The sequence below is a fragment of the Bifidobacterium sp. LH_512 genome (assembly GCF_056356435.1).
In genome coordinates, this window is sequence record NZ_JBKEUE010000001.1 from 1,160,956 (window position 1) to 1,180,360 (window position 19,405).

The 19,405-nt window shown below is 58.1% G+C and carries 16 protein-coding genes and 1 other RNA gene; 5 read left to right on the top strand and 12 right to left on the bottom strand.

The window, feature by feature from the left end; all coding sequences use genetic code 11:
- Nucleotides 1-106: 106 nt before the first annotated feature.
- Nucleotides 107-808 (bottom strand): lysophospholipid acyltransferase family protein, encoded by a 702-nt coding sequence (locus AC1AWD_RS05010; RefSeq protein ID WP_476564206.1) that lies wholly within the window; start codon nucleotides 806-808, stop codon nucleotides 107-109.
- A gap of 51 nt (nucleotides 809-859) precedes the next feature.
- On the opposite strand from AC1AWD_RS05010, the gene AC1AWD_RS05015 reads away from it, so the two are divergent.
- Nucleotides 860-1,426: a hypothetical protein gene (locus AC1AWD_RS05015; RefSeq protein ID WP_476564207.1), complete on the top strand. Its 567-nt coding sequence runs from the start codon at nucleotides 860-862 to the stop codon at nucleotides 1,424-1,426.
- A 158-nt stretch (nucleotides 1,427-1,584) separates the two neighbouring features.
- Here AC1AWD_RS05015 and secA read toward each other — a convergent pair whose 3' ends face one another.
- Nucleotides 1,585-4,497, bottom strand: coding sequence for a preprotein translocase subunit SecA (secA, locus tag AC1AWD_RS05020; RefSeq protein WP_476564209.1), 2,913 nt, complete (start codon nucleotides 4,495-4,497; stop codon nucleotides 1,585-1,587).
- A gap of 227 nt (nucleotides 4,498-4,724) precedes the next feature.
- Nucleotides 4,725-5,390 (bottom strand): ribosome hibernation-promoting factor, HPF/YfiA family, encoded by a 666-nt coding sequence (hpf, locus tag AC1AWD_RS05025; RefSeq protein WP_476564211.1) that lies wholly within the window; start codon nucleotides 5,388-5,390, stop codon nucleotides 4,725-4,727.
- A 184-nt stretch (nucleotides 5,391-5,574) separates the two neighbouring features.
- Between hpf and AC1AWD_RS05030 the strand changes: the two genes are divergently transcribed.
- Complete coding sequence (locus AC1AWD_RS05030; protein ID WP_476564213.1) at nucleotides 5,575-7,449, top strand: DUF5696 domain-containing protein; 1,875 nt, start codon at nucleotides 5,575-5,577, stop codon at nucleotides 7,447-7,449.
- A 35-nt stretch (nucleotides 7,450-7,484) separates the two neighbouring features.
- Nucleotides 7,485-7,854: RNase P RNA component class A (rnpB, locus tag AC1AWD_RS05035), an RNA gene on the top strand.
- Here rnpB and AC1AWD_RS05040 read toward each other — a convergent pair.
- The 7 genes from AC1AWD_RS05040 to AC1AWD_RS05070 form a co-directional block, all read right to left on the bottom strand.
- Nucleotides 7,848-8,528, bottom strand: a complete 681-nt coding sequence (locus AC1AWD_RS05040; protein WP_476564215.1) for a regulatory protein RecX — start codon at nucleotides 8,526-8,528, stop codon at nucleotides 7,848-7,850. The two genes, rnpB and AC1AWD_RS05040, sit on opposite strands and share 7 nt — an antisense overlap.
- A gap of 5 nt (nucleotides 8,529-8,533) precedes the next feature.
- Complete coding sequence (recA, locus tag AC1AWD_RS05045) at nucleotides 8,534-9,703, bottom strand: recombinase RecA (protein WP_476564217.1); 1,170 nt, start codon at nucleotides 9,701-9,703, stop codon at nucleotides 8,534-8,536.
- A gap of 252 nt (nucleotides 9,704-9,955) precedes the next feature.
- A complete protein-coding gene (locus tag AC1AWD_RS05050) occupies nucleotides 9,956-10,189 on the bottom strand; it encodes a DUF3046 domain-containing protein (protein WP_476564219.1) in 234 nt (77 codons plus the stop codon).
- A gap of 33 nt (nucleotides 10,190-10,222) precedes the next feature.
- Nucleotides 10,223-10,738, bottom strand: coding sequence for a helix-turn-helix domain-containing protein (locus AC1AWD_RS05055; RefSeq protein WP_476564221.1), 516 nt, complete (start codon nucleotides 10,736-10,738; stop codon nucleotides 10,223-10,225).
- Nucleotides 10,739-10,834: 96 nt separating this feature from the next.
- Complete coding sequence (locus AC1AWD_RS05060; RefSeq protein ID WP_476564607.1) at nucleotides 10,835-11,350, bottom strand: CinA family protein; 516 nt, start codon at nucleotides 11,348-11,350, stop codon at nucleotides 10,835-10,837.
- 49 nt (nucleotides 11,351-11,399) lie between these two features.
- Nucleotides 11,400-12,089, bottom strand: coding sequence for a CDP-diacylglycerol--glycerol-3-phosphate 3-phosphatidyltransferase (gene pgsA, locus AC1AWD_RS05065; protein WP_476564223.1), 690 nt, complete (start codon nucleotides 12,087-12,089; stop codon nucleotides 11,400-11,402).
- Nucleotides 12,090-12,205: 116 nt separating this feature from the next.
- Nucleotides 12,206-15,055 carry an FtsK/SpoIIIE family DNA translocase gene (locus AC1AWD_RS05070; RefSeq protein WP_476564225.1) on the bottom strand — a complete coding sequence of 950 codons (2,850 nt, stop codon included), beginning with the start codon at nucleotides 15,053-15,055 and terminating at the stop codon, nucleotides 12,206-12,208.
- Between the two features lie 133 nt (nucleotides 15,056-15,188).
- Here AC1AWD_RS05070 and AC1AWD_RS05075 point away from each other — a divergent pair, with 133 nt between their 5' ends.
- Nucleotides 15,189-15,983: a Fic/DOC family protein gene (locus AC1AWD_RS05075; protein ID WP_476564227.1), complete on the top strand. Its 795-nt coding sequence runs from the start codon at nucleotides 15,189-15,191 to the stop codon at nucleotides 15,981-15,983.
- A gap of 59 nt (nucleotides 15,984-16,042) precedes the next feature.
- Here AC1AWD_RS05075 and miaA read toward each other — a convergent pair whose 3' ends face one another.
- A complete protein-coding gene (miaA, locus tag AC1AWD_RS05080; RefSeq protein ID WP_476564608.1) occupies nucleotides 16,043-17,065 on the bottom strand; it encodes a tRNA (adenosine(37)-N6)-dimethylallyltransferase MiaA in 1,023 nt (340 codons plus the stop codon).
- Between the two features lies 1 nt (nucleotide 17,066).
- Nucleotides 17,067-18,521 (bottom strand): tRNA (N6-isopentenyl adenosine(37)-C2)-methylthiotransferase MiaB, encoded by a 1,455-nt coding sequence (miaB, locus tag AC1AWD_RS05085; protein ID WP_476564228.1) that lies wholly within the window; start codon nucleotides 18,519-18,521, stop codon nucleotides 17,067-17,069.
- Between the two features lie 132 nt (nucleotides 18,522-18,653).
- On the opposite strand from miaB, the gene AC1AWD_RS05090 reads away from it, so the two are divergent.
- The gene (locus tag AC1AWD_RS05090) at nucleotides 18,654-19,394 is read left to right on the top strand and encodes a GTP pyrophosphokinase (RefSeq protein WP_476564609.1); all 741 of its coding nucleotides are present in this window, start codon (nucleotides 18,654-18,656) and stop codon (nucleotides 19,392-19,394) included.
- Nucleotides 19,395-19,405 lie beyond the last annotated feature (11 nt).

The following is a 19,405-nucleotide window of genomic DNA, read 5'->3' on the forward strand; positions in this document are numbered from 1 at the left end:
ATTTCATGTGTTTTTTGCAACTCACGCTGCATGCTGCGCTTTACGCAGCGCTTTCGCCAATCTGCAGGACTGATGCTGTGCAGGCCTACTTCTGATACAGCCGCCGCTACGCTTCATTCTGTGCCGCGGCCTGAGCCTTCATCTGTTCCTTGACCTTCTGCGCATACTCGTTCACATATTCCTGACCGGACATGCGACGAATTTCCATGGTCACACGGTCGGTCAGTTCACGCAGGTCGTCATGTGTGATTTCATCGGCTGATTTTCGCTCGACCGGAATCGGCTTGCCGTAGATAACGGTGGTATGGCCCTTGCTCGGAATAATCTGGCCCGGCTTCTGCAGTTCGCGAGAGCCGATAATCGCGGTCGGCACAATCGGGCAACCGGTTTCAAACGCCAGACGTGCCGCTCCCGTATGCCCCTTGTACAGGCGGCCATCGGGGCTTCGCGTGCCTTCGATATGAATGCCGAACAGGTGACCGTCTTCCAGAATCTCACGCGCATGGGCGAGCGCGCCCAGCGATTTGGAGCCGCCGGAACGATCCACCGGGAAAACGCCCACAGAGGTGAACCACCACTTCTTGAATTTGCCCTTGATACCCTTGCCTTCGAAATATTCAGCCTTGCCCATGAAATGAATCATGCGAGGGCAGGTCAGCGGCAGCAGAGCGTCGTCGATAACCGCAAGATGGTTGGCCGCGATAATTGCTCCCCCTTCGCGAGGAATGTTTTCCAATCCCTTCGCAGTGGGCTTCATACGGCGAATGGCGATGAAGCCGAATCCCTTCACGAAAAACCAATACAGCATCTTTTTCGGTCCTCTCGTCGGATGGCATGCCATCTGGCTACAGTGGTGTGTATGACTGAGCTCAACAATAGCAATGCCAAGGACGAACAGCCAAGCTCCCGGCCGGACTACGGGAACGAAAACGCCCCAACCAGCGATTTCGATGCGGCTTGGGCCCAATTCGAGCAGGAGCATGCCGACGATTTGCGTCATGTCGCGCAGTCACGCAATGCGAAACGTTTTGAAAAGCATGCGCAGCGCAAGGAGAAGGAGGCTCTGCTTTCGGTCGACGATTTGGATCGCGGCACATTCACCGATGATTTCCGCCGCCGCGGACCGCGCGATTTTACGGGTTCGAGTTGGCTGGATACCGATGATGTGATGGACCATTACGGCGATGATTTCGTGCCGCCAAATCCCACAATCGGCCGTATTCCGGCCAGTAAGGCACTGTTTTGGGGCCTGCTGGTCATCGGTGTCGCAGGCGTTATCACTTCGGTGTTTTTCCCCGCTCTCGCCGCCATTTTGGGAACGATTTTCGGTATTTGTCTGTTGATTGGCGGCGCCGGATTGTTGGCACAGCATAAAGGCCATACGCAGACGCGCAACGATATGTTTGATGATGGCGCACGCGTGTGATGACGTTCGCATAATGCACTGTGACAGTGCGCTGATGTTTTTCCAACATCGATGATGATATGACGAAGGTGGCCCGCAGCGGTATACGCGCTGCGGGCCACCTTCATGTATGCGCCGGACGATGTTTCTCCCGGCAACGAAGCTGTCAGGCTTCTTTATCAGGCTTCTTCGGTCTGGGCTTCCTCAGACTGGCCTTCTTCGTTCTGACCGTGGCACATCTTGTACTTACGACCGGAACCGCACGGGCACTGGGCGTTCTTGCCGGTACCCGGGAAGGTGCGGCCATCGGCCCACGGAGAGTGAAGTTCTTCGCTCTTCGGACGCTTGGAGGTCGGCACCTTACCTTCGGCGTGGCTGATCGGAGCCGGGCCGACGACGGAAGAGGTGACTTCGCCGGCTTCGGAGGCCTTGGCGGCTTCAGCGATGGCTTCCTTCTCCTCTTCAGAGACCTCTTCGGCCTCTGCTTCAGACTTATCGGCTTCAATGCGGCCTTCAAGACCCATTTCAGCTTCAGCGGATTCAACGGCCTGGTCCTCGTCGGATTCGGTATCGAGATCCTCGGTCTGCGCAACACGATCGATATCGATGTGGAACAGCAGCTGGATGGTCTCTTCCTTGATGGCTTCAATCATGGAGTTGTACATCTGGTAGCCTTCGCGCTGGTATTCAACCAGCGGATCGCGCTGACCCATACCGCGCAGGCCGATGCCATCCTTGAGGTAGTCCATCTCATACAGGTGTTCACGCCACTTGCGATCGAGCACGGCCAGCACGACACGACGTTCGAGCTGACGCAGGCCTTCTTCGCCCAGCTTCGTTTCGATTTCGCCGTACTGTTCCTTGGCATCGGTGATGATCAGCTCAGCCAGAGCCTCGACGGCCTTCTCACCCTTCAGGGAGGAGACTGCATCCTTGGCTGCTTCCTGTTCGACGGAAATCGGGTAGATGGACTTCAACGCCTTGAACAGGCCGTCCCAATCCCAATCCTTCGGCTTGTCGGAGCTGTTGTTGGCGCCGTGGATGTAGCTCTTCACCGTATCGTCGATGAAACGCAGAATGTCTTCGTGGATGTCTTCGCCCTTGAGCACAGCCTGACGTTCGGCATAGATGACGGTACGCTGCTTGTTCATCACGTCGTCGTACTTCAGCACGTTCTTACGGATTTCGAAGTTGCGGGATTCGACGGATTTCTGTGCGGTTCGCACACCCTTGGAAACGCTCTTGGCTTCAATCGGTTCGCCTTCCGGCATGCCCTTGGCCATGATGCGGGCCACCAGCTGGGTGTTGAACAGACGCATCAGGTCGTCTTCCAAGCTCAGGTAGAAACGGGATTCACCCGGATCGCCCTGACGGCCGGAACGACCGCGCAGCTGGTTGTCGATACGGCGGGATTCGTGACGTTCGGTGCCCAGCACGTACAGACCGCCAAGCTTGACGACCTCTTCGTGCTCGTCCTTGACCTGCTCCTTGATTTCGGCCAAGGTGCCCGGCCAACGCTTCTCGTACTCTTCCGGAGTGTCTTCCGGAGAATAGCCTTCGGACTTGAGCTTGGCGTCGGCAAGGAATTCGACGTTGCCGCCGAGCATGATATCGGTTCCTCGACCAGCCATGTTGGTGGCGACGGTGACGGCGCCCTTACGACCAGCCACGGCGACGACGGCGGCTTCCTTCTCGTGCTGCTTGGCGTTGAGCACCTGATGAGGAATGTTGGCCACGTCAAGCAATGAAGAGACGACTTCGGAGGATTCGACGGAGGCGGTACCGAGCAGAACCGGCTGGCCCTTGGCGTGACGCTTGGCGACGTCCTTGACGATCGCGGCGAGCTTTTCGCGCTTGGTGCGGAAGATCAGGTCGTCCTGATCGACGCGAACCATCGGACGGTTGGTCGGAATCGGCAGCACACCGAGCTTGTACGTGCCCATGAATTCGGCGGCTTCGGTTTCTGCCGTACCGGTCATGCCTGCGAGCTTGTCGTACATACGGAAGTAGTTCTGCAGGGTGATGGTTGCGAAGGTCTGGTTCTCGGCCTTGACCTCGACGTTTTCCTTCGCTTCGATGGCCTGGTGCAGGCCTTCGTTGTAACGGCGGCCCGGCAGGATGCGGCCGGTGTGTTCGTCGACGATCAGCACTTCGCCGTGGGTGACGACATAGTCGCGATCGCGCAGGAACAGTTCCTTGGCCTTGATGGCGTTGTTCAGGTAGCCGATCAGGGCCGTGTTGCTCGGCTCGTACAGGTTATCGATGCCGAGGAAGTCTTCGATCTTGGCGATGCCCGAATCAAGGATGCCGATGACCTTCTTCTTTTCATCGACTTCGTAGTCCTCTTCGCGGGTGAGCTTCAGCACCAGCTTGGCGAAAGTACGGTACCAGCGGGTGACATCGCCTTCGGCGGGTCCGGAGATGATCAACGGGGTACGGGCTTCATCGATCAGGATGGAGTCGACTTCGTCGACGATGGCGTAGTGATGGCCGCGCTGCACGAGATCAGACTTCTCCCACGCCATATTGTCGCGCAGGTAGTCGAAGCCGAATTCGTTGTTGGTGCCGTAGGTGATGTCGGCGTTATACTGCTTGCGGCGTTCGGCCGGCTTCTGCTCGGTCAGGATGCATCCGACGTTCAGTCCGAGGAAGCGGTAGATACGGCCCATCAGCTCGCTCTGGTAGCTTGCCAGGTAGTCGTTGACGGTGACCACATGAACGCCTTTGCCTTCGAGAGCGTTCAGATAGCTCGGCAGGGTTGCGACCAAGGTCTTGCCTTCACCGGTCTTCATTTCGGCGATGTTGCCCCAATGCAAGGCGGCGCCGCCCATAAGCTGCACGTCGAAGTGCCGCTGGCCCAGCGTGCGCTTGGACACTTCACGAACCGTGGCGAAGGCTTCCGGCATGATAGAATCCAAGCTTTCGCCATTGTCGATGCGCTGCTTGAACTTGCCGGTCTGGCCCTTGAGCTCGTCATCGCTCATCGAGGAGATCTCGTCCTCCAGGGCGTTGACGGCCTTGGCCACGCTTTCCAGCTTCTTAATCTGGTGACCTTCGCCCATGCGTAGGGCTTTGTCAACGATATCTACCACATTCACTCCCTTGAATATGATTCGGGTGTTGCCATATCAGAGATTACCGGACAGTCACGTCGACATCGGAAAAATATCGTCCAAATTACGTAAATTTTTAAAGCGTGGACACGATCACCATGCGATCCACATGAATACGCATAAACAAAGCGGCTTCGCGCTGACAGGCGCGAAGCCGCTTCTCCGCTTCACGATGATGGATTCACCAGGCTATGCCTTGGCCACCATCACTTCTTCACGTTTTCCGGGGTATCGATTTCGAAAACGCCATAGCTCCAGCCGTGACGGTGATAGACGACGGACGGACGGTTGGTTTCCTTATTGACGAACAGGAAGAAATCATGTCCGATGAGCTCCATCTCGTACAGCGCCTCATCGATGCTCATCGGCTCTGCGATGTGCAGCTTGCGGCGGATGACGATCGGAGTGTCACCGACCTGGACTTCAACCGATTCACCGGGGCCAAGATCGGAAGCGACCGCAGCCTGCGGGCTGTTGTTCGGCTCCTCCTCGACGACCGGCTCCTCCTGTGCTTCAACAGGCTCCACAACGCCCATGTCGACCGGAACCGGATTGGTGTAGCCACGACGATGGTCCTTACGGCGATCGCGGGTACGACGCAGACGAAGCGTCAGCTTGTCGAGAGCCATATCCAGCGCGCTGAACTCGTCGGTGCTGGAAGCTTCGGCGCGCACAACGGTACGGCCTGCGATTACTGTGATCTCCACGCGCTTGGCGGTATCCGCCTGGCGCGGGTTGCCCTCATGCGACAGAACGATCTGCACGCGCTGCGCATCCGGGGCGATAGCGGTCACACGATTCATCTTGCTTTCGACAACGTCACGGAACCTTTGCTTAATCTGCGTATGACGTCCAGTAACAACGATTTCCATGTGGACCTCCCTAATGTTCAAGCGGCTAAACCGCTATGTACGTCCCTTCCAGCTTCTTCGCTGACCGGGTACGTTTTATTGTAATAGACATATTCTGTTTTCGCCGAAAGAAATCGCAAAAAATCAGAAACATCATCGTCATAACCGAATAAAGACGGCTTTCGCCGGTCAAAAGGAGACTCGAATGCGTTGTACAGCAGGCAGCACAACAGTGCAATACGACGAGGAAACATTCGCCGTCGTTCTGGAGCGAAACGGTGAGATTTGGCGCACTATGAGCGATTTCAAGCCTTGCCTTGAACTTGCCGACGGATGCAGCCTCCCGTGGTTCGCCGCCGACAGCGTCACTCATGAATTGCGTGAAACGGGTCTCGGAGTTTCCTTGATTTCCACATTCCGCGGTTTCAACGGCGCGTCGTATGCTTTTGCGACGTCGATCAGCGTCGAAAAGTCAACCGGCGATGTCGTATTCGAATGGATTCCGCTGGAGGAATCCGGCCTTGACATCGCCGCCGTTCGCTGGCCCGGCCCGATGTCTTTCGACGAGGCGCGCAGCGACTGGCGTACGCTGATCACACACTGCCAGGGCACGATGATTCCCAATGATTGGCCTGTGTCCGTATCCGATATTCCTTTCGACGGGCGTTTCGAGACAGAAGGCGGCTATATGCCATGGTTTGCGCAGCTGCGCGGCACGGCCGGATACGTCGCGATCTGCGAAACGCCGTGGAACGCCGGATATTACATTGACCACCCTGAGCATGGCCCGTACACGCATGCAGGCGTCTGGCTCGAGCCGTCGTTGGGCAGAATGGATTATCGGCGTGTCATTCGCTTCACACTGCTTGATGACGCCGACATCGTTTCCGCCGCGAAGACGTACCGTCGCTGGGCGGCTGAGCATGGACTGCTGCGCACATTGGAGGAAAAGGCCGCACGCAATCCAAGCGTCAAGAATCTAATCGGTCGCATGTGGATGCATGTCGGCGCGAAAACCGCCGTACAGCCGGATTCGCGTATGTATGACGCCGAGCATCCTGAGCGCAACCGCCATATCGTGACATTCGCCGAACGCGCGCAACAGTTGCGCGATCTGCATGATATGGGCGTCGACAATGTGTTCATGCATCTTGACGGCTGGGGCGAGCCCGGCTACGACAATGAGCATCCGGACAATCTTCCCGCCTGCAACGAGGCCGGTGGATGGGACGGTTTGAAGTCGCTGGCCGACACAGCGCATGATTGCGGCTTCATGTTCGGCCTTCACGATCAGTATCGCGACTATCATTTCCGCGCCGCCTCTTTTGACGGACGCAATGCCGTGCGTCTTGCCGACGGTTCCATCCCCCAGCATGCGCTGTGGGCCGGCGGCCGACAAAGCTATTTGTGCGCGATGCTGGCGCCGGATTATGTGAAGCGCAATTATCGTGAAATCGCCGCGCATGATATTGATTTGGATTGCACGTATCTTGACGTGTTCACTTGTAATGAGGGAGATGAATGCTTCGCCCCGGAACATCGCATGACACGCAGGGAATGCTATGAAATGCGCGGCCGCTGTTTTGAATGGCTGCTTTCGCAAGGCATTCTCACGTCGTCGGAGGAAGCGTCGGATTGGGCGATGCCGTCATTGGTGTTCTGCCATTATGCGCCATACGATTTTCAGATGCGCGATCCACATGCGCCGCGCGAAGGCGTACCGGTGCCGCTGCAGAATCTTGTATATCACGATTGCGTGATTGAGCCGTGGATGATGGATCGCATCGAAGACGGCGAGGACTACATGCTGTATGCGCTGCTCAATGGCGGCGCGCCATATGTGACTCGAGATGCCGCGTATGCGGGCATTGACGGCGATCAGGGCGAGGCGGCGCACCATGATTTGCCGCAGGATATCGCACGCTGCCGGGTGGTGTGTGATCTGCATAAGCGCGTCGGCATATTGGAAATGACGGATTTTGCATTCATTGATGGCAATGTTGCGGTACAGCGTTCCACATTTGCCGATGGAACACGGGTGACGGTTGATTTCATCCGGCAGACATATACGATTGACTGAGTCATATGACCAAGCCTTGTGTATACTGTGTCTTCTGAGACCTCCAGATGGCCGCGATTCGCATTGTTCGCAATGCAATTGAGGAACTTCCGGGCTCCATAGAGCACGATGGCGGATAACGTCCGCCCAGGGTGACCTGAGAGATAGCGCAGCAGAGAACAGACCGCCGGCCTTCGGGCCGGTAAGGGTGAAACGGCGGTGTAAGAGACCACCGGGCCTCTGGTAACAGCAGGCCGCATGGCAAGCCTCATCGGGAGCAAGGCCAAGCAGAAGGCGTTTGAGGGCTGCTCGCCCGATGCCTTCGGGTAGGCTGCTAGAGCCTGACGGTAACGCCAGGTCGAGATGGATGGCCATCCGTACCGCTTGCCGGTACGACAGAACCCGGGGTATCGGAGGTCTCATTCATTTTCTTCAAGCACGCACTGTGCGATTCTGCGCATGGTGTCTGAATCATGGCCTTTTCGCCCGCCAGCGGACCAGAGGCGACGTCTGCGTACCTGAGGATCTAGTCCCACAGTTTTGCGCGCGATTCTGCGGCCTAGTTCCCATGCCGCATCTTCGAAAGCTCCCGATTCCTGCGCCTGCAAGCAGGCGCGCTCGGCAAGTGTTCTGCTCACCCCCTTGAGCGTCAGCTCCATCATTGTGGCACGGCGGCCCATCAAGCGCCCGCAGCAATAGCGAACCGCAGATTGCGCATATGCTTCGTCATCGATTAGCTGCACTCGAATCAGCCGCTCAATGACTTCGTCGACAGTGTCTTGCGCGTAACCTTTGCCCAATAATCGGTCGCGTAACGCGCCGGATGGTCTGGCTGCGGCGTCCAGCAATCTCAACGCCGCTTCACGGCAAGCGTCAAGATCATCGGAGCCTTTGGGCGCATCGTCGCCGGCATATGCGTTGCCGTCAATCAACACATCATCAGACAACGCTGCCGTATTATGTGGCGCTCTAGCATTACTTGACGCATATCTGCCGCGTGGAAGAAACCGCTGTTGCGAGGTGGCTTCTTCCACGTGGCAATCCGTTTCAGGCATGATTACGGGTGCATGACGCTCGATGAACTTCTCTGCGTCAATCATGATGTTCAGGCCTTCGCAGAAGCTCGAGTGGTTTTCGTGGGTTCAGCCGCGCCGGCAGCTTTCACGTCCGCAGTCAGTGCATCTGTCGACTGATCGTCTTCACCGCCTTCCGCAAGCTGATCGGGAATCTCAATCAGACCGAAAGCCGCCTTAACCTTGTTTTCCAATTCTTCGGTAATGGCCGGATTGTCTTTGAGGAACTGACGGACGTTTTCTCGGCCCTGACCGAGTTGATCGCCGTCATAGGTGAACCAGGAGCCGGATTTCTTGACGACATTGGCCTGCAACGCCATATCGAGCACCGAGCCTTCGCGGGAAATGCCTTCGCCGTACAGCACATCGAATTCCGCGGATTTGAACGGCGGCGCCATCTTGTTCTTGACGACCTTCACCTTGGTACGGTTGCCGACGGCCTCATCGCCATTCTTCAACGTCTGGATGCGTCGGATATCCATGCGCACGGATGCATAGAACTTCAACGCCTTGCCGCCGGTTGTGGTCTCGGGGTTGCCGAAGAACACGCCGATTTTCTCACGCAGTTGGTTAATGAAGATGGCCGTGGTGTTCGCCTGTGCCAGCGCGCCGGTCATCTTACGCAATGCCTGGCTCATCAGGCGGGCTTGCAGGCCGACATGGCTGTCTCCCATCTCGCCTTCGATTTCCGCTTTCGGTACCAATGCCGCAACCGAATCGATGACGATGACGTCCAAAGCGCCGGAGCGAATCAACATATCCGCGATTTCCAACGCCTGCTCGCCGTTATCGGGCTGGGAAACGATCAGCGAATCCGTATCGACGCCAAGCTTGCGCGCATATACCGGATCAAGAGCATGTTCCGCATCGATGAATGCGGCCACGCCGCCGGCCTTCTGCGCGTTGGCGACGACATGCAATGCCAATGTCGTTTTACCGGAGGATTCAGGGCCGTAGACCTCAACGATGCGTCCACGCGGCAAGCCGCCGATGCCCAACGCCATATCAAGGGCGAGGGAGCCAGTCGGAATCACCTCCACATTCTGTTCAGGCTTATCCCCCAAGCGCATGGCAGAGCCCTTGCCAAAGCTTTTCTCCACCTGCGCCAGCGCGGTTTCCAACGCCGCCTGTCGACGAGGATCGATGGCCGGTGCGCCGGTTTTCTGCGCCGATTCCTTTGCCGTAGCGCTTTGCTGTGCCATGCTTCACTCCTTTATGATGAACGCCTGCCTATGACTGCTTTCAACCGTAGAGCCCGGCCCGTCTTGTTGGCAAGCCCACATGGCCCCTGTGGTCGAAGACACGTCATTTCGACACGCCGAAGACGCCAAAACCTTGATATTACGGGCTTTTGCCCCAAGCACAAGATTCACGTCACACCGGCATGCGTTGTTCCGTTGTGGACAACCATACCTCACAATACGAACATTTGTTCGAATTCGCGTGTTTTGCGGTTATCGCACCGGCATCGGCGGCGCAGCATGGTCACTGCCCCAACGCTCACTGTCAGGGATATCCATCTGATCGCACAGCACATTCCAAATCACGCGCGGCTCCTCCCCCGCAGCCAACGCCTCGACAACCGTCATCCCCTCAAGACGGTCCAATCGCTGATCACTGGCGAGGCTTCGGCCGTATACACGGCCGAACACCTCTTCCAACAGTTCCCAAAATTCACGTTCACGCATGACACCGTAGTGTACACACGCACCCAGGTTTCCTTATGCTTCGACCGCGTCCAGGTAATTGGCGACCTTACGCAGCATCTGCGCGGTGCTCAATCCCAATGACTTGGAAATCGACGACAGCAACTCGGAGCTTGCTTCCTTCTGGCCGCGTTCGACTTCAGACAGATATCCGAGCGACACGCCGGCTTTTTCGCTTACTTCACGCAGCGTCTTGTGGTCCTGGGTGCGCAGGTCGCGCAACACGCGGCCAATCGCTTCACGCAGCGACATATCCTTCTGCTCCGTCACCGTTTCGACTCGACGAGGCACGGAAACGCGGGTCGGCGCCGCATCGGAATCCTCCTCCTGCCACAAGCGGGTAAGCGTCGCCTGACGTTCGTCCTTCGCCTTCTTGGCGGCCCTTGCGCGCAGCACCTGCTGCTGTGCGAACATCACCGCACGCCTCTGAGCCGGTGTCAACTCACGCATACGTGCAGATGCAGGACGCGAGGCGCCCGCCATCTTCTGCTGCAGTTCGGTCTGTTCCTTGGTAAGCGTCATCATGTCCATTCGGATATCTCCTCATCGAACCGTGCTCTGCACTGTTGTCTTGCATTTCCTACCTAGGTCAACACCGGTCCGGGGGAATTATTCCTGTGAAACAGCTCACAATACGCTTATGATTTGCAAAACGTGCAATACCGTCCCCAAGCGGACACGCTCTCGGTCGCCGTGAAGATGCAGCTCATGTGCTTCCACGCAAGGCTTTTGCCCAGCCGTTTCATCGCCGGGCCAACATACACCGACATAGACCAATCCTGCAGGCTTGTCGCCGTCAGGGCCAGGACCGGCGACGCCCGTGGTGGACAATCCCACTATTCTGCCGCCGTATTCCGGCTGCGCATACAGCCGTGCGGCGCCGGCCGCCATCTGACGAGCCACTTCGGGATGCACGGCGCCTTCACGCGCCAGCAGATCCGCATCCACGCCCAGCACCGAAGCCTTAGCCGCGATGTCATAGGTGACGGCGGAACCGAGCATAACGCGCGAGGCTCCGGGAATACGAATGAACGCATCCGCCAGCAGACCTCCGGTCAGGGATTCCGCGCAGGCGATCTTCCAATCGCGACGTACACACAGGTCAAGAAAGGCCGAAGCCAACGCGTCGCATCGCGCGCGCATGGCTTCGGCCGTCATCATCCGTTCGGATTCCATGTATGCCGTATGCCTTTCAGCCTTTACGACCGGCCTTTGCGCCATGACGGCCGCCGAATACGCCAATCAGATATTCCGCTCCGGAATACAGGCACAGCACCAATGCCGCATAGATCAGAATGTAGACCAGCGCATAGTAGCCGGTCATCCACAGCGGGGTGGCCTGACGAATATCGAAGGACCACACCGGCAGCAGCAGTCCAGCCAGACCGATGCACTGCGTCAAGGTCTTGTACTTGCCTGCCTGGGATGCGGCAATCACCTTACCGCCGGTATCGATGACGAAGAAACGCATCACGGTGATACCGATTTCACGAATCAGGAACAGCGCGGTCACGACCCAGCCGACGATAACGTTGCCGAATTCGTTGAATGCGGCCGCCACGACAAGCGTGCCGCAGATCAGCAGCTTGTCAGCGATCGGATCCATCAGCTTGCCCATTTCGGTGACCTGATTGTATTTACGCGCCATCCAGCCGTCGACCTTATCGGTGGCCGCGGCGATGATGAAGATGATGGCAGCGGCCCAACGCAGCGGAAGCCTGCTGAAGTCCGGGTCTTCGGGCGAACCTGCGCCCCACGGACCCGCCGCGATATACAGGCCAAGGAAAATCACGACAAGCACGATGCGAGAATACGTGACGAGATTCGGCGGCGCATTCCAGCCATCGAGCAGGGAGGATTTACGTTCTGTTTGCTTTTCCATACCGTTCACGTTACCTCGATAACCCTACCTTGAAGTGTCAAATCCCTACAAAAAGCATGAGACCGCCGTTACGAACATGGACGACGACGGTCTTGAACCATTTCAGATCATGCGTTTCAGCCCTCTTCGCCGGATTCTGCCGACGATGTCAGCGAGCTGGTCTCACCACGGATGAAGGCCAGCACCTGCGGCAAATCCTGCGGCTGAACCAGCACTTCACGCGCCTTGGATCCTTCAGACGGACCTACGACACCGCGCGATTCCAGCAGGTCCATCAGACGCCCCGCCTTGGCGAAGCCCACGCGCAGTTTGCGCTGCAGCATCGACGTGGAACCGAATTGCGTGGTGACCACCAGTTCGGCGGCCTGCAGCAGCACATCCATATCACCGCCGATGTCTTCGTCCGGCTCAATCGCCCGCTTTTCCGCCTCTTTGGCCATTTGTTCGATATCTTCGCGGTAATGCGGCTTGCGTTGGGTGCGCACGTATTCGACGGCTTTGCGGATTTCGGATTCGTTCACCCACGCGCCTTGCACGCGAATCGGCTTGGCTTGCCCCATCGGAAGGAACAGCGCGTCGCCTTGGCCGATCAACGTTTCGGCGCCGGTGGTGTCGAGGATGACGCGCGAATCGGTGGCCGATGATGTCGCGAAAGCAAGTCGGGATGGAATATTCGCCTTAATCAGGCCTGTGACCACGTCGACGGATGGACGCTGCGTGGCCAACACCAAATGTACGCCTGCAGCACGCGCCAGCTGGGTGATGCGTTGGATGGAACTTTCGACATCGTTTTTGGCGACCATCATCAGGTCGGCCATTTCGTCGACGACGACCAACAGATACGGATACGGCGCGATCTTACGATTCGACCCGGCGGGCGCATGCACTTTGCCGGCGCGTACGGCTTCGTTGAAATCCTTGACATGACGGAATCCGAAGAATTCAAGATCGCTGTATCGAGCGTCCATTTCCTTGACGACCCATTCAAGGGCCTGCGCGGCCTTTTTCGGATCGGTGATAATAGGCGTCAGCAGATGCGGGATGCCCGCGTATGCCGACAATTCCACTCGCTTGGGATCAACCATGATCATACGCACCTGTTCCGGGGTGGCGCGCATGATGATTGAGGTCAGCATGGAGTTGACGAAGCTTGACTTACCCGAGCCGGTGGCGCCCGCCACCAGCAGATGCGGCATTTTCGTCAGGTCGGCGGTGACGATTTTTCCTTCTACATCCTTGCCGATGCCAGCCAGCATCGGATTGGGATCGTTCATCGCCTTTTCGGAACGCAATACATCGCCCAGATGCACGATTTCGCGATCCACGTTCGGAATTTCAATGCCGATGGCCGATTTACCTGGAATAGGGCTCAGAATACGCACGTCGGAGCTGGCCACCGCATAGGCGATGTTCTTCTGGAGATTCGTGACCTTTTCGACTTTGACGCCCGGCCCCAATTCCACCTCATACTGCGTGACGGAAGGCCCGCGCAGGAAGCCGATGACTTTCGCGTCCACGTTGAACTGTTGGAAGGTCGAGGTCAATGCGCGGATGACGTTGTCGTTGGCTGGTGTGCGCGCCGCATGCGGCGCGCCCTTGGCCAGCATATTCAGATCAGGCAACTGGTATGGCGCTTCAACCTGCGGAATAGAAGCGGGCGCGCCGTCGGTCGGAGAGGATGCGGATGCAACGGCAGTGGGCGCGCCGGGCATATCGTCGAGAATCTCGCCTGTGGCCGGATCGACGACCATCGCCGCGGCATCGTCGATCATCCCGTTTTCCGCGATAGCTCCCCAAGGATCGTCGCCAAGCGCTTCGGAAGGTACTGGGGCTTCAGCAACCGGCCGTCCACCGGCCGGCATCATCACAGTGCCGGAATCCGTGCTTTCTCCAGTCGTCGCACCCGGCGCGACGTACGAAGCCGACGACACAACACGCCCGCCCGGCGTCGGAGCATCCACCAGTGATGTTTCGGCAGCGTCGCCGTCCCGGTGTGCCGCATTTGTGAACGGGTCATCTCCCGCATACTTATCCAGAGAGGAATCCGGTGCATCTTCGCGCCCACGAAGACGTTTTGCAAACAGGCGACGCAACAGACCCGGCTTACGCGGCTCGCTTGCTCGCTCCTGAGCAGGCTCGGAACCGTCATGCGACGGCACGCCCTCGGCGAACGCCAATGTGGCGTCGCCCACGCGCACCTCATTCGGGAATTGCACGGTCTCGTCATCCGTATCGGCCGACGTCGTATTATCGTCCGAATCGGCGCGCACAATACCAAAACGATCCTGTACCGCACGCAAACGGTCAGGAAGTTCGGTCACATGCGTGCGTGTAATCAGCAACAGGGCAAATAGCGCGACGACGACGAAAATCACAATCGCGAACGCTTCGGAAAGTCCCCATGCAAGCGGCGAACCGAGAACGAATCCCAGTAGTCCTCCCGCTTTCTGCAATACGGCAATATCAAAGCCCTGCATATCCGATGCGACGACGATGTCGATAATCGAACACACCGACCACAGCAGAAGAAACCAGCCGGACACCACGCCCGGATTGCCGGATTCCTTGCCGGAGTTGCGCATCAGCCGAATGGCGACAATGCCCAACAGCGCTGGAAGGACGACGCTCATCACACCCAGCAGACCCGAAGCAAGTCCGTGCAGGAACACACCGATGGCGCCGTTGACGCGAAACCATTCCGACGCGCAGAAGAACACCGCGCATACCAGCATGATGAAACACAAGCCGTCACGACGATATGCGGGATCATACTGGCCTGATCCCGTGGTTGAGCGTACTGCGCTGCCCAATGCGCGCGGCACAGCCAGCAGCACCTTTTTCACCCATGATTCATACGGTCGTACCGGCGTTTCCGCGCCCGCTTTCGACGCGCGAGACGACGTTGAACGGCCCGTCCCACCAGTATTTGATGATTTCGTGTTTCGTGACGATCTTGTTTGTGCCATAACGGCTTAAATTCTACCCGACCGACGTCATTTTCAATCGGGTTGCGCTATTTTCACCTTCCGCCGGCAATCCGTAGGCAGGAACGGACACGTCATACCATGCAAAGGCGTGAACAATGGCTACGATAGGACCATGACTCCAGCCGAACGTGCGAGCGCAGTCGCATTCGCTTTGAAAAACTGCGCATTGGAAGCGATGCTGCCGGGCGAAGCGACGATGCTTGCCGCGACACAGTACGAGCATGGCGATATTGATGTATCCGCTTTGATTGAGACGGCCGACAGCGAGGTCGCGCGCTTGACCGCTTCCGTCGCGAAGCTTGCCGATGGCAGTCTGGACGACCATGCGACGTTGTATGCGTCGAGCGTGTTCGCCAGAACCGTACTGTTGGCGGAGCGCCGTTGGCATGTGTCGGGCGATTTGGATGAGTTGATCGCGATTCATAAGGGCCTGTTCGATGGCGCGTTCGCCGACGCGGGGCGGCTGCGCACGTCGAATACGACACGGCAGGCCACAGACGATAAGCAGCGCGCACATAATCCGGAAGCCTTCTTCCCCGCTTCCCTGATTGAAACGGGCGCCCATAATATCGCTATGGAGCTGGCCGACAAGCGTAATCTGCGTTGTATGGATCGCGATGATTTCGTGCGTTCGCTTGCCACGGTGTACGACGAGCTTGGCTATTTGCATCCGTTCCGTGGCGGCAATGCGATGACGCTGCGCATGTTCGCCTCCCGCCTTGCGCATGATGCCGGTTGGGATCTTGATTGGGGTGAGGTTACGCGTAACGGCTACAAAGAGGCGAAGCGTGCGGCATACCGCGGGGACGCTGGCGGCTTTGAACGTCTGTTCGCCTCTATCGTGCGCCCGGCGAATCCTACACGCGTGTTTCTGATTGCCGGTTGGAATCAGGGACCAGCGCACTGATTCGCAATGTTGCCGGGCGGTCTCGATGCTGGCCCGGCAACATGGTACACGCCCGTTTTTTATTGAGCGATATCGCCCAGATGATGCTGCACGTATGCGTCGGCTTGGGCATCGATGGCATCGTAGTCGCCGGCATCCGCGTGTTCGATGATGGCCATCGCATTGTCGAGCAGCTTCGGATTAAGAGCCTGCAGCCAGTGGATGCGCGGATCGCGACCGAACCATCCCATCTGCTTGCGGGCAAGACGCTTCGTTTTCTGCGCGATGTCGGCGCAGGTTTCATCCATGTCGCGCAAGCCGTCCAAATAGTCGATGATCTGCTGATATCCCAGCGCGCGTGCGGCCGTGGTGCCGAGCTGCGGGCGGATGCGTTCGACTTCCTCGACGAATCCTTCATCCATCATGCGGCGTGTGCGAATATCGATACGACAGTCCAATTCCTCGCGTGGCAGGTCAAGGCCGATCTGCACGCACGGAATCACATACCGGTATCGCGGCAGGCTTGCCGAATACGGCCGTCCGGTCACTTCGATGACTTCAAGCGCGCGAATGGTGCGGCGCGGATTACGTGGATCCATGCGGGAGGCCGCTTCGGGATCCTTCGCCTTCAACTCGTCGAACAGCGCGCCCGCGCCTTCCGTGCGTTCACGTTCTTCCAGTCGCGAACGCACTTCAGGATCGGTGCCGGGGAAGGATATATCGTCGATGGCCGCACGCGCGTACAGGCCTGATCCACCGACCAGAATCGGACGGATGCCGCGCGATTGCAGGTCGTGGATGCATTCGCGCGCCATCTCCTGGAATCGGGCCACCGACATGGTTTCGCCCGGGTCGATGACGTCAATCAGATGATGCGGCACGGCGGCCCGTTCTTCGGCGCTGGCTTTCGCGGTGCCGATATCCATGCCGCGGTACATCTGGTAGGCGTCGGCGTTGATGATTTCGGCGTGTTCGCCTCGCTTTGCCAGTGCTTGCGCGACGGCAATGCCGAGTCCGGTTTTGCCCGATGCGGTGGGTCCGACGATGCTGACGACACGTGGCACGCGCGACGCGGGCTGCGTGCGCGATGCCGAAGGCTGCATGTCACTGGCGGATTGCATAGGTCTGCCCGTTCTTCGGATCAGGGTCGGCGATCAGATTATGACGGCCGGCATGGGTGACGGTTGCCGTGACGAAATCGCCGATCCGCGGTGCCGGATAGTCTTCCGGCACGCCGACATGCACAAGCGTGCCGGTCTTTTCACGGCCGGTGTAACGATGCGTTGCGGCGTCCTTGCGGCCTTGGGAACCGGTGATCATCACTTCCACGTCGCGGCCTTCGAAGGTCTTGAGGTTTTCCTCGGTGATGCGCTCCTGCAAGGCGACCAGACGTTCCAGACGGTCCTGAGCCACCTCGTGCGGCACCTGTTCCATGGTCGCGGCCGGGGTGCCAGGGCGCGGCGAATAGATGAAAGTGAAGGCGGAGGCGAAACGGGCTTCCTCCACAATGCGCAGGGTTTCCTGGAAGTCCTCTTCGGTTTCTCCCGGGAAGCCGACGATGATGTCGGTGGAGATCTGCGCGTCCGGCATGGCTGCACGGATCTTATGCAGGATATCCATGAACTTCGCGGAACGGTACGAGCGTCGCATGGCGCGCAGGATACGATCGGAGCCGGATTGCAGCGGGAAATGCAGCTGATGCATGACGTTCGACGTTTCGGCCATCGCGGCGATGACGTCGTCGGTGAAGGCAGCCGGATGCGGCGAGGTGAAACGCACACGTTCCAGGCCTTCGATGTCACCGCAGGCGCGCAGCAGCTTGGAGAAGGCGAAGCGGTCGCCGATGCCGTAGCCGAAGGAGTTCACATTCTGGCCAAGCAGCGTGATTTCCTTGGCCCCCTCGTCCACGCAGCGCTGTACTTCAGCCAAAATATCGCCCGGGCGGCGGTCATGTTCCTTGCCACGCGTGGTCGGCACGATGCAGAAGGTGCAGGTGTTGTTGCAGCCAACGGAAATCGCCACCCATGCAGAAACTTTGGAGGCACGCACGGCGGGAAGCTGGCTCGGGAAACAGTCCAGCTCCTCCTTGACTTCGACCTGCGCATGGCCTTCCAAACGGGCCTGATCAAGCAGATGCGGCAGTGAGCCGATGTTCTTCGTGCCGAACACGGCGTCGACCCACGGCGCTTTCTTCGCGATCTTCTCGCGATCCAGCTGCGCCATGCAACCGCCGACCGCGATCTGCAGATTCGGATTGCTGCGCTTCATCTCCGCCCACAGGCCGATGGTGCCGTACATGCGTTCGGCGGCGTTTTCGCGCACCGCGCACGTGTTCATGACGATCAGATCGATGTCCTTGTTCTCCACCTGCTCTTCGGTGGCGGGAACATAGCCGTCCTCTTCCAATACGCCCGCGATTCGTTCGGAATCGTGCACGTTCATCTGACAGCCGAGCGTATGGATATGGTACACGCCTTTGCCGCGCGACGGGGCGGCTCCCGCAACGTGTTCACCCAGTTTCGAGGCGCGTTCGTCCTCGGTCATCATGTCTTCGTTCATGCGTTCCATGCTAACGGCAGGGGCGGTACAGACGCCCGACGTCATTGTTCGCGATCCCCACCAAGAGCCATCCACACGAACGCCACATGCTTTCCAGCATATTCACAGCATTTCAGAAAAGCTTTGGCTAAGATGTGTACCGTGATACTTGAGAGACAAAGCCGCATCAACGCCGCTGACTTTTCGGCACGACTGAGTGGCTTCACCGAAGACGGACACCGGTTCCCTGCCGATCAGATCGCGGAATTCATCGATCTGATGCAGGTATATGAAGGTGCTATGTACGAAATCAGCACCAAATTGGAAATTCTCGACGCGGAATTCCAAGTGCGCTTCTCTCATAATCCGATTCATCATATGGAGCGTCGACTGAAGTCCATCAAATCGATTCTCGGCAAATTGGAACGCAAGGGCCTGCCGATGGAAATCAGCTCCGTACGCGACAATCTGTTCGATGTCGCCGGCATTCGTGTCATCTGCAACTATCGCGATGACGTGTATTCCGTATCGAATTACCTGTCCGCGCAAAACGACATCCAAGTGCTGCGCGTCAAGGACTACATCAAGAATCCCAAGCAGAACGGCTACCGTTCGCTGCATGTGATCTATGCGGTTCCGGTGTTCCTGTCTTCCGGAGCGCATTACACGCCGGTCGAAGTGCAGTTCCGCACCATCGCCATGGATTATTGGGCGAGCTTGGAACATGCGCTGCGCTATAAGACGGATCTGCCCGACAGCAAGCTCGCCGAACATTCGCAGACGCTGCTCGACTGCGCGCGCTCCCTGCAGAACATCGAAACGCAGATGCAGAACATCCACCGCGACATCAATGGGGCGCCACAGGTCGGTGAAGCGCCGAAGGCCGACAACTGACCGTGCCCTGC

What these genes read in the sequence shown, in the direction of transcription:
- AC1AWD_RS05060 (WP_476564607.1), bottom strand. Translation starts at nt 11,350, where the DNA reads ATGCGCGCGCGATGCGACGCGTTGGCTTCGGCCTTTCTTGACCTGTGT.
- AC1AWD_RS05075 (WP_476564227.1), top strand. Translation starts at nt 15,189, where the DNA reads ATGACTCCAGCCGAACGTGCGAGCGCAGTCGCATTCGCTTTGAAAAAC.
- AC1AWD_RS05055 (WP_476564221.1), bottom strand. Translation starts at nt 10,738, where the DNA reads ATGGACATGATGACGCTTACCAAGGAACAGACCGAACTGCAGCAGAAG.
- AC1AWD_RS05010 (WP_476564206.1), bottom strand. Translation starts at nt 808, where the DNA reads ATGCTGTATTGGTTTTTCGTGAAGGGATTCGGCTTCATCGCCATTCGC.
- recA (WP_476564217.1), bottom strand. Translation starts at nt 9,703, where the DNA reads ATGGCACAGCAAAGCGCTACGGCAAAGGAATCGGCGCAGAAAACCGGC.
- AC1AWD_RS05040 (WP_476564215.1), bottom strand. Translation starts at nt 8,528, where the DNA reads ATGATTGACGCAGAGAAGTTCATCGAGCGTCATGCACCCGTAATCATG.
- AC1AWD_RS05030 (WP_476564213.1), top strand. Translation starts at nt 5,575, where the DNA reads ATGCGTTGTACAGCAGGCAGCACAACAGTGCAATACGACGAGGAAACA.
- AC1AWD_RS05090 (WP_476564609.1), top strand. Translation starts at nt 18,654, where the DNA reads ATGTGTACCGTGATACTTGAGAGACAAAGCCGCATCAACGCCGCTGAC.
- AC1AWD_RS05015 (WP_476564207.1), top strand. Translation starts at nt 860, where the DNA reads ATGACTGAGCTCAACAATAGCAATGCCAAGGACGAACAGCCAAGCTCC.
- hpf (WP_476564211.1), bottom strand. Translation starts at nt 5,390, where the DNA reads ATGGAAATCGTTGTTACTGGACGTCATACGCAGATTAAGCAAAGGTTC.
- miaB (WP_476564228.1), bottom strand. Translation starts at nt 18,521, where the DNA reads ATGAACGAAGACATGATGACCGAGGACGAACGCGCCTCGAAACTGGGT.
- AC1AWD_RS05050 (WP_476564219.1), bottom strand. Translation starts at nt 10,189, where the DNA reads ATGCGTGAACGTGAATTTTGGGAACTGTTGGAAGAGGTGTTCGGCCGT.
- pgsA (WP_476564223.1), bottom strand. Translation starts at nt 12,089, where the DNA reads ATGGAAAAGCAAACAGAACGTAAATCCTCCCTGCTCGATGGCTGGAAT.
- AC1AWD_RS05070 (WP_476564225.1), bottom strand. Translation starts at nt 15,055, where the DNA reads ATGGCACAAACAAGATCGTCACGAAACACGAAATCATCAAATACTGGT.
- miaA (WP_476564608.1), bottom strand. Translation starts at nt 17,065, where the DNA reads ATGCAGCCTTCGGCATCGCGCACGCAGCCCGCGTCGCGCGTGCCACGT.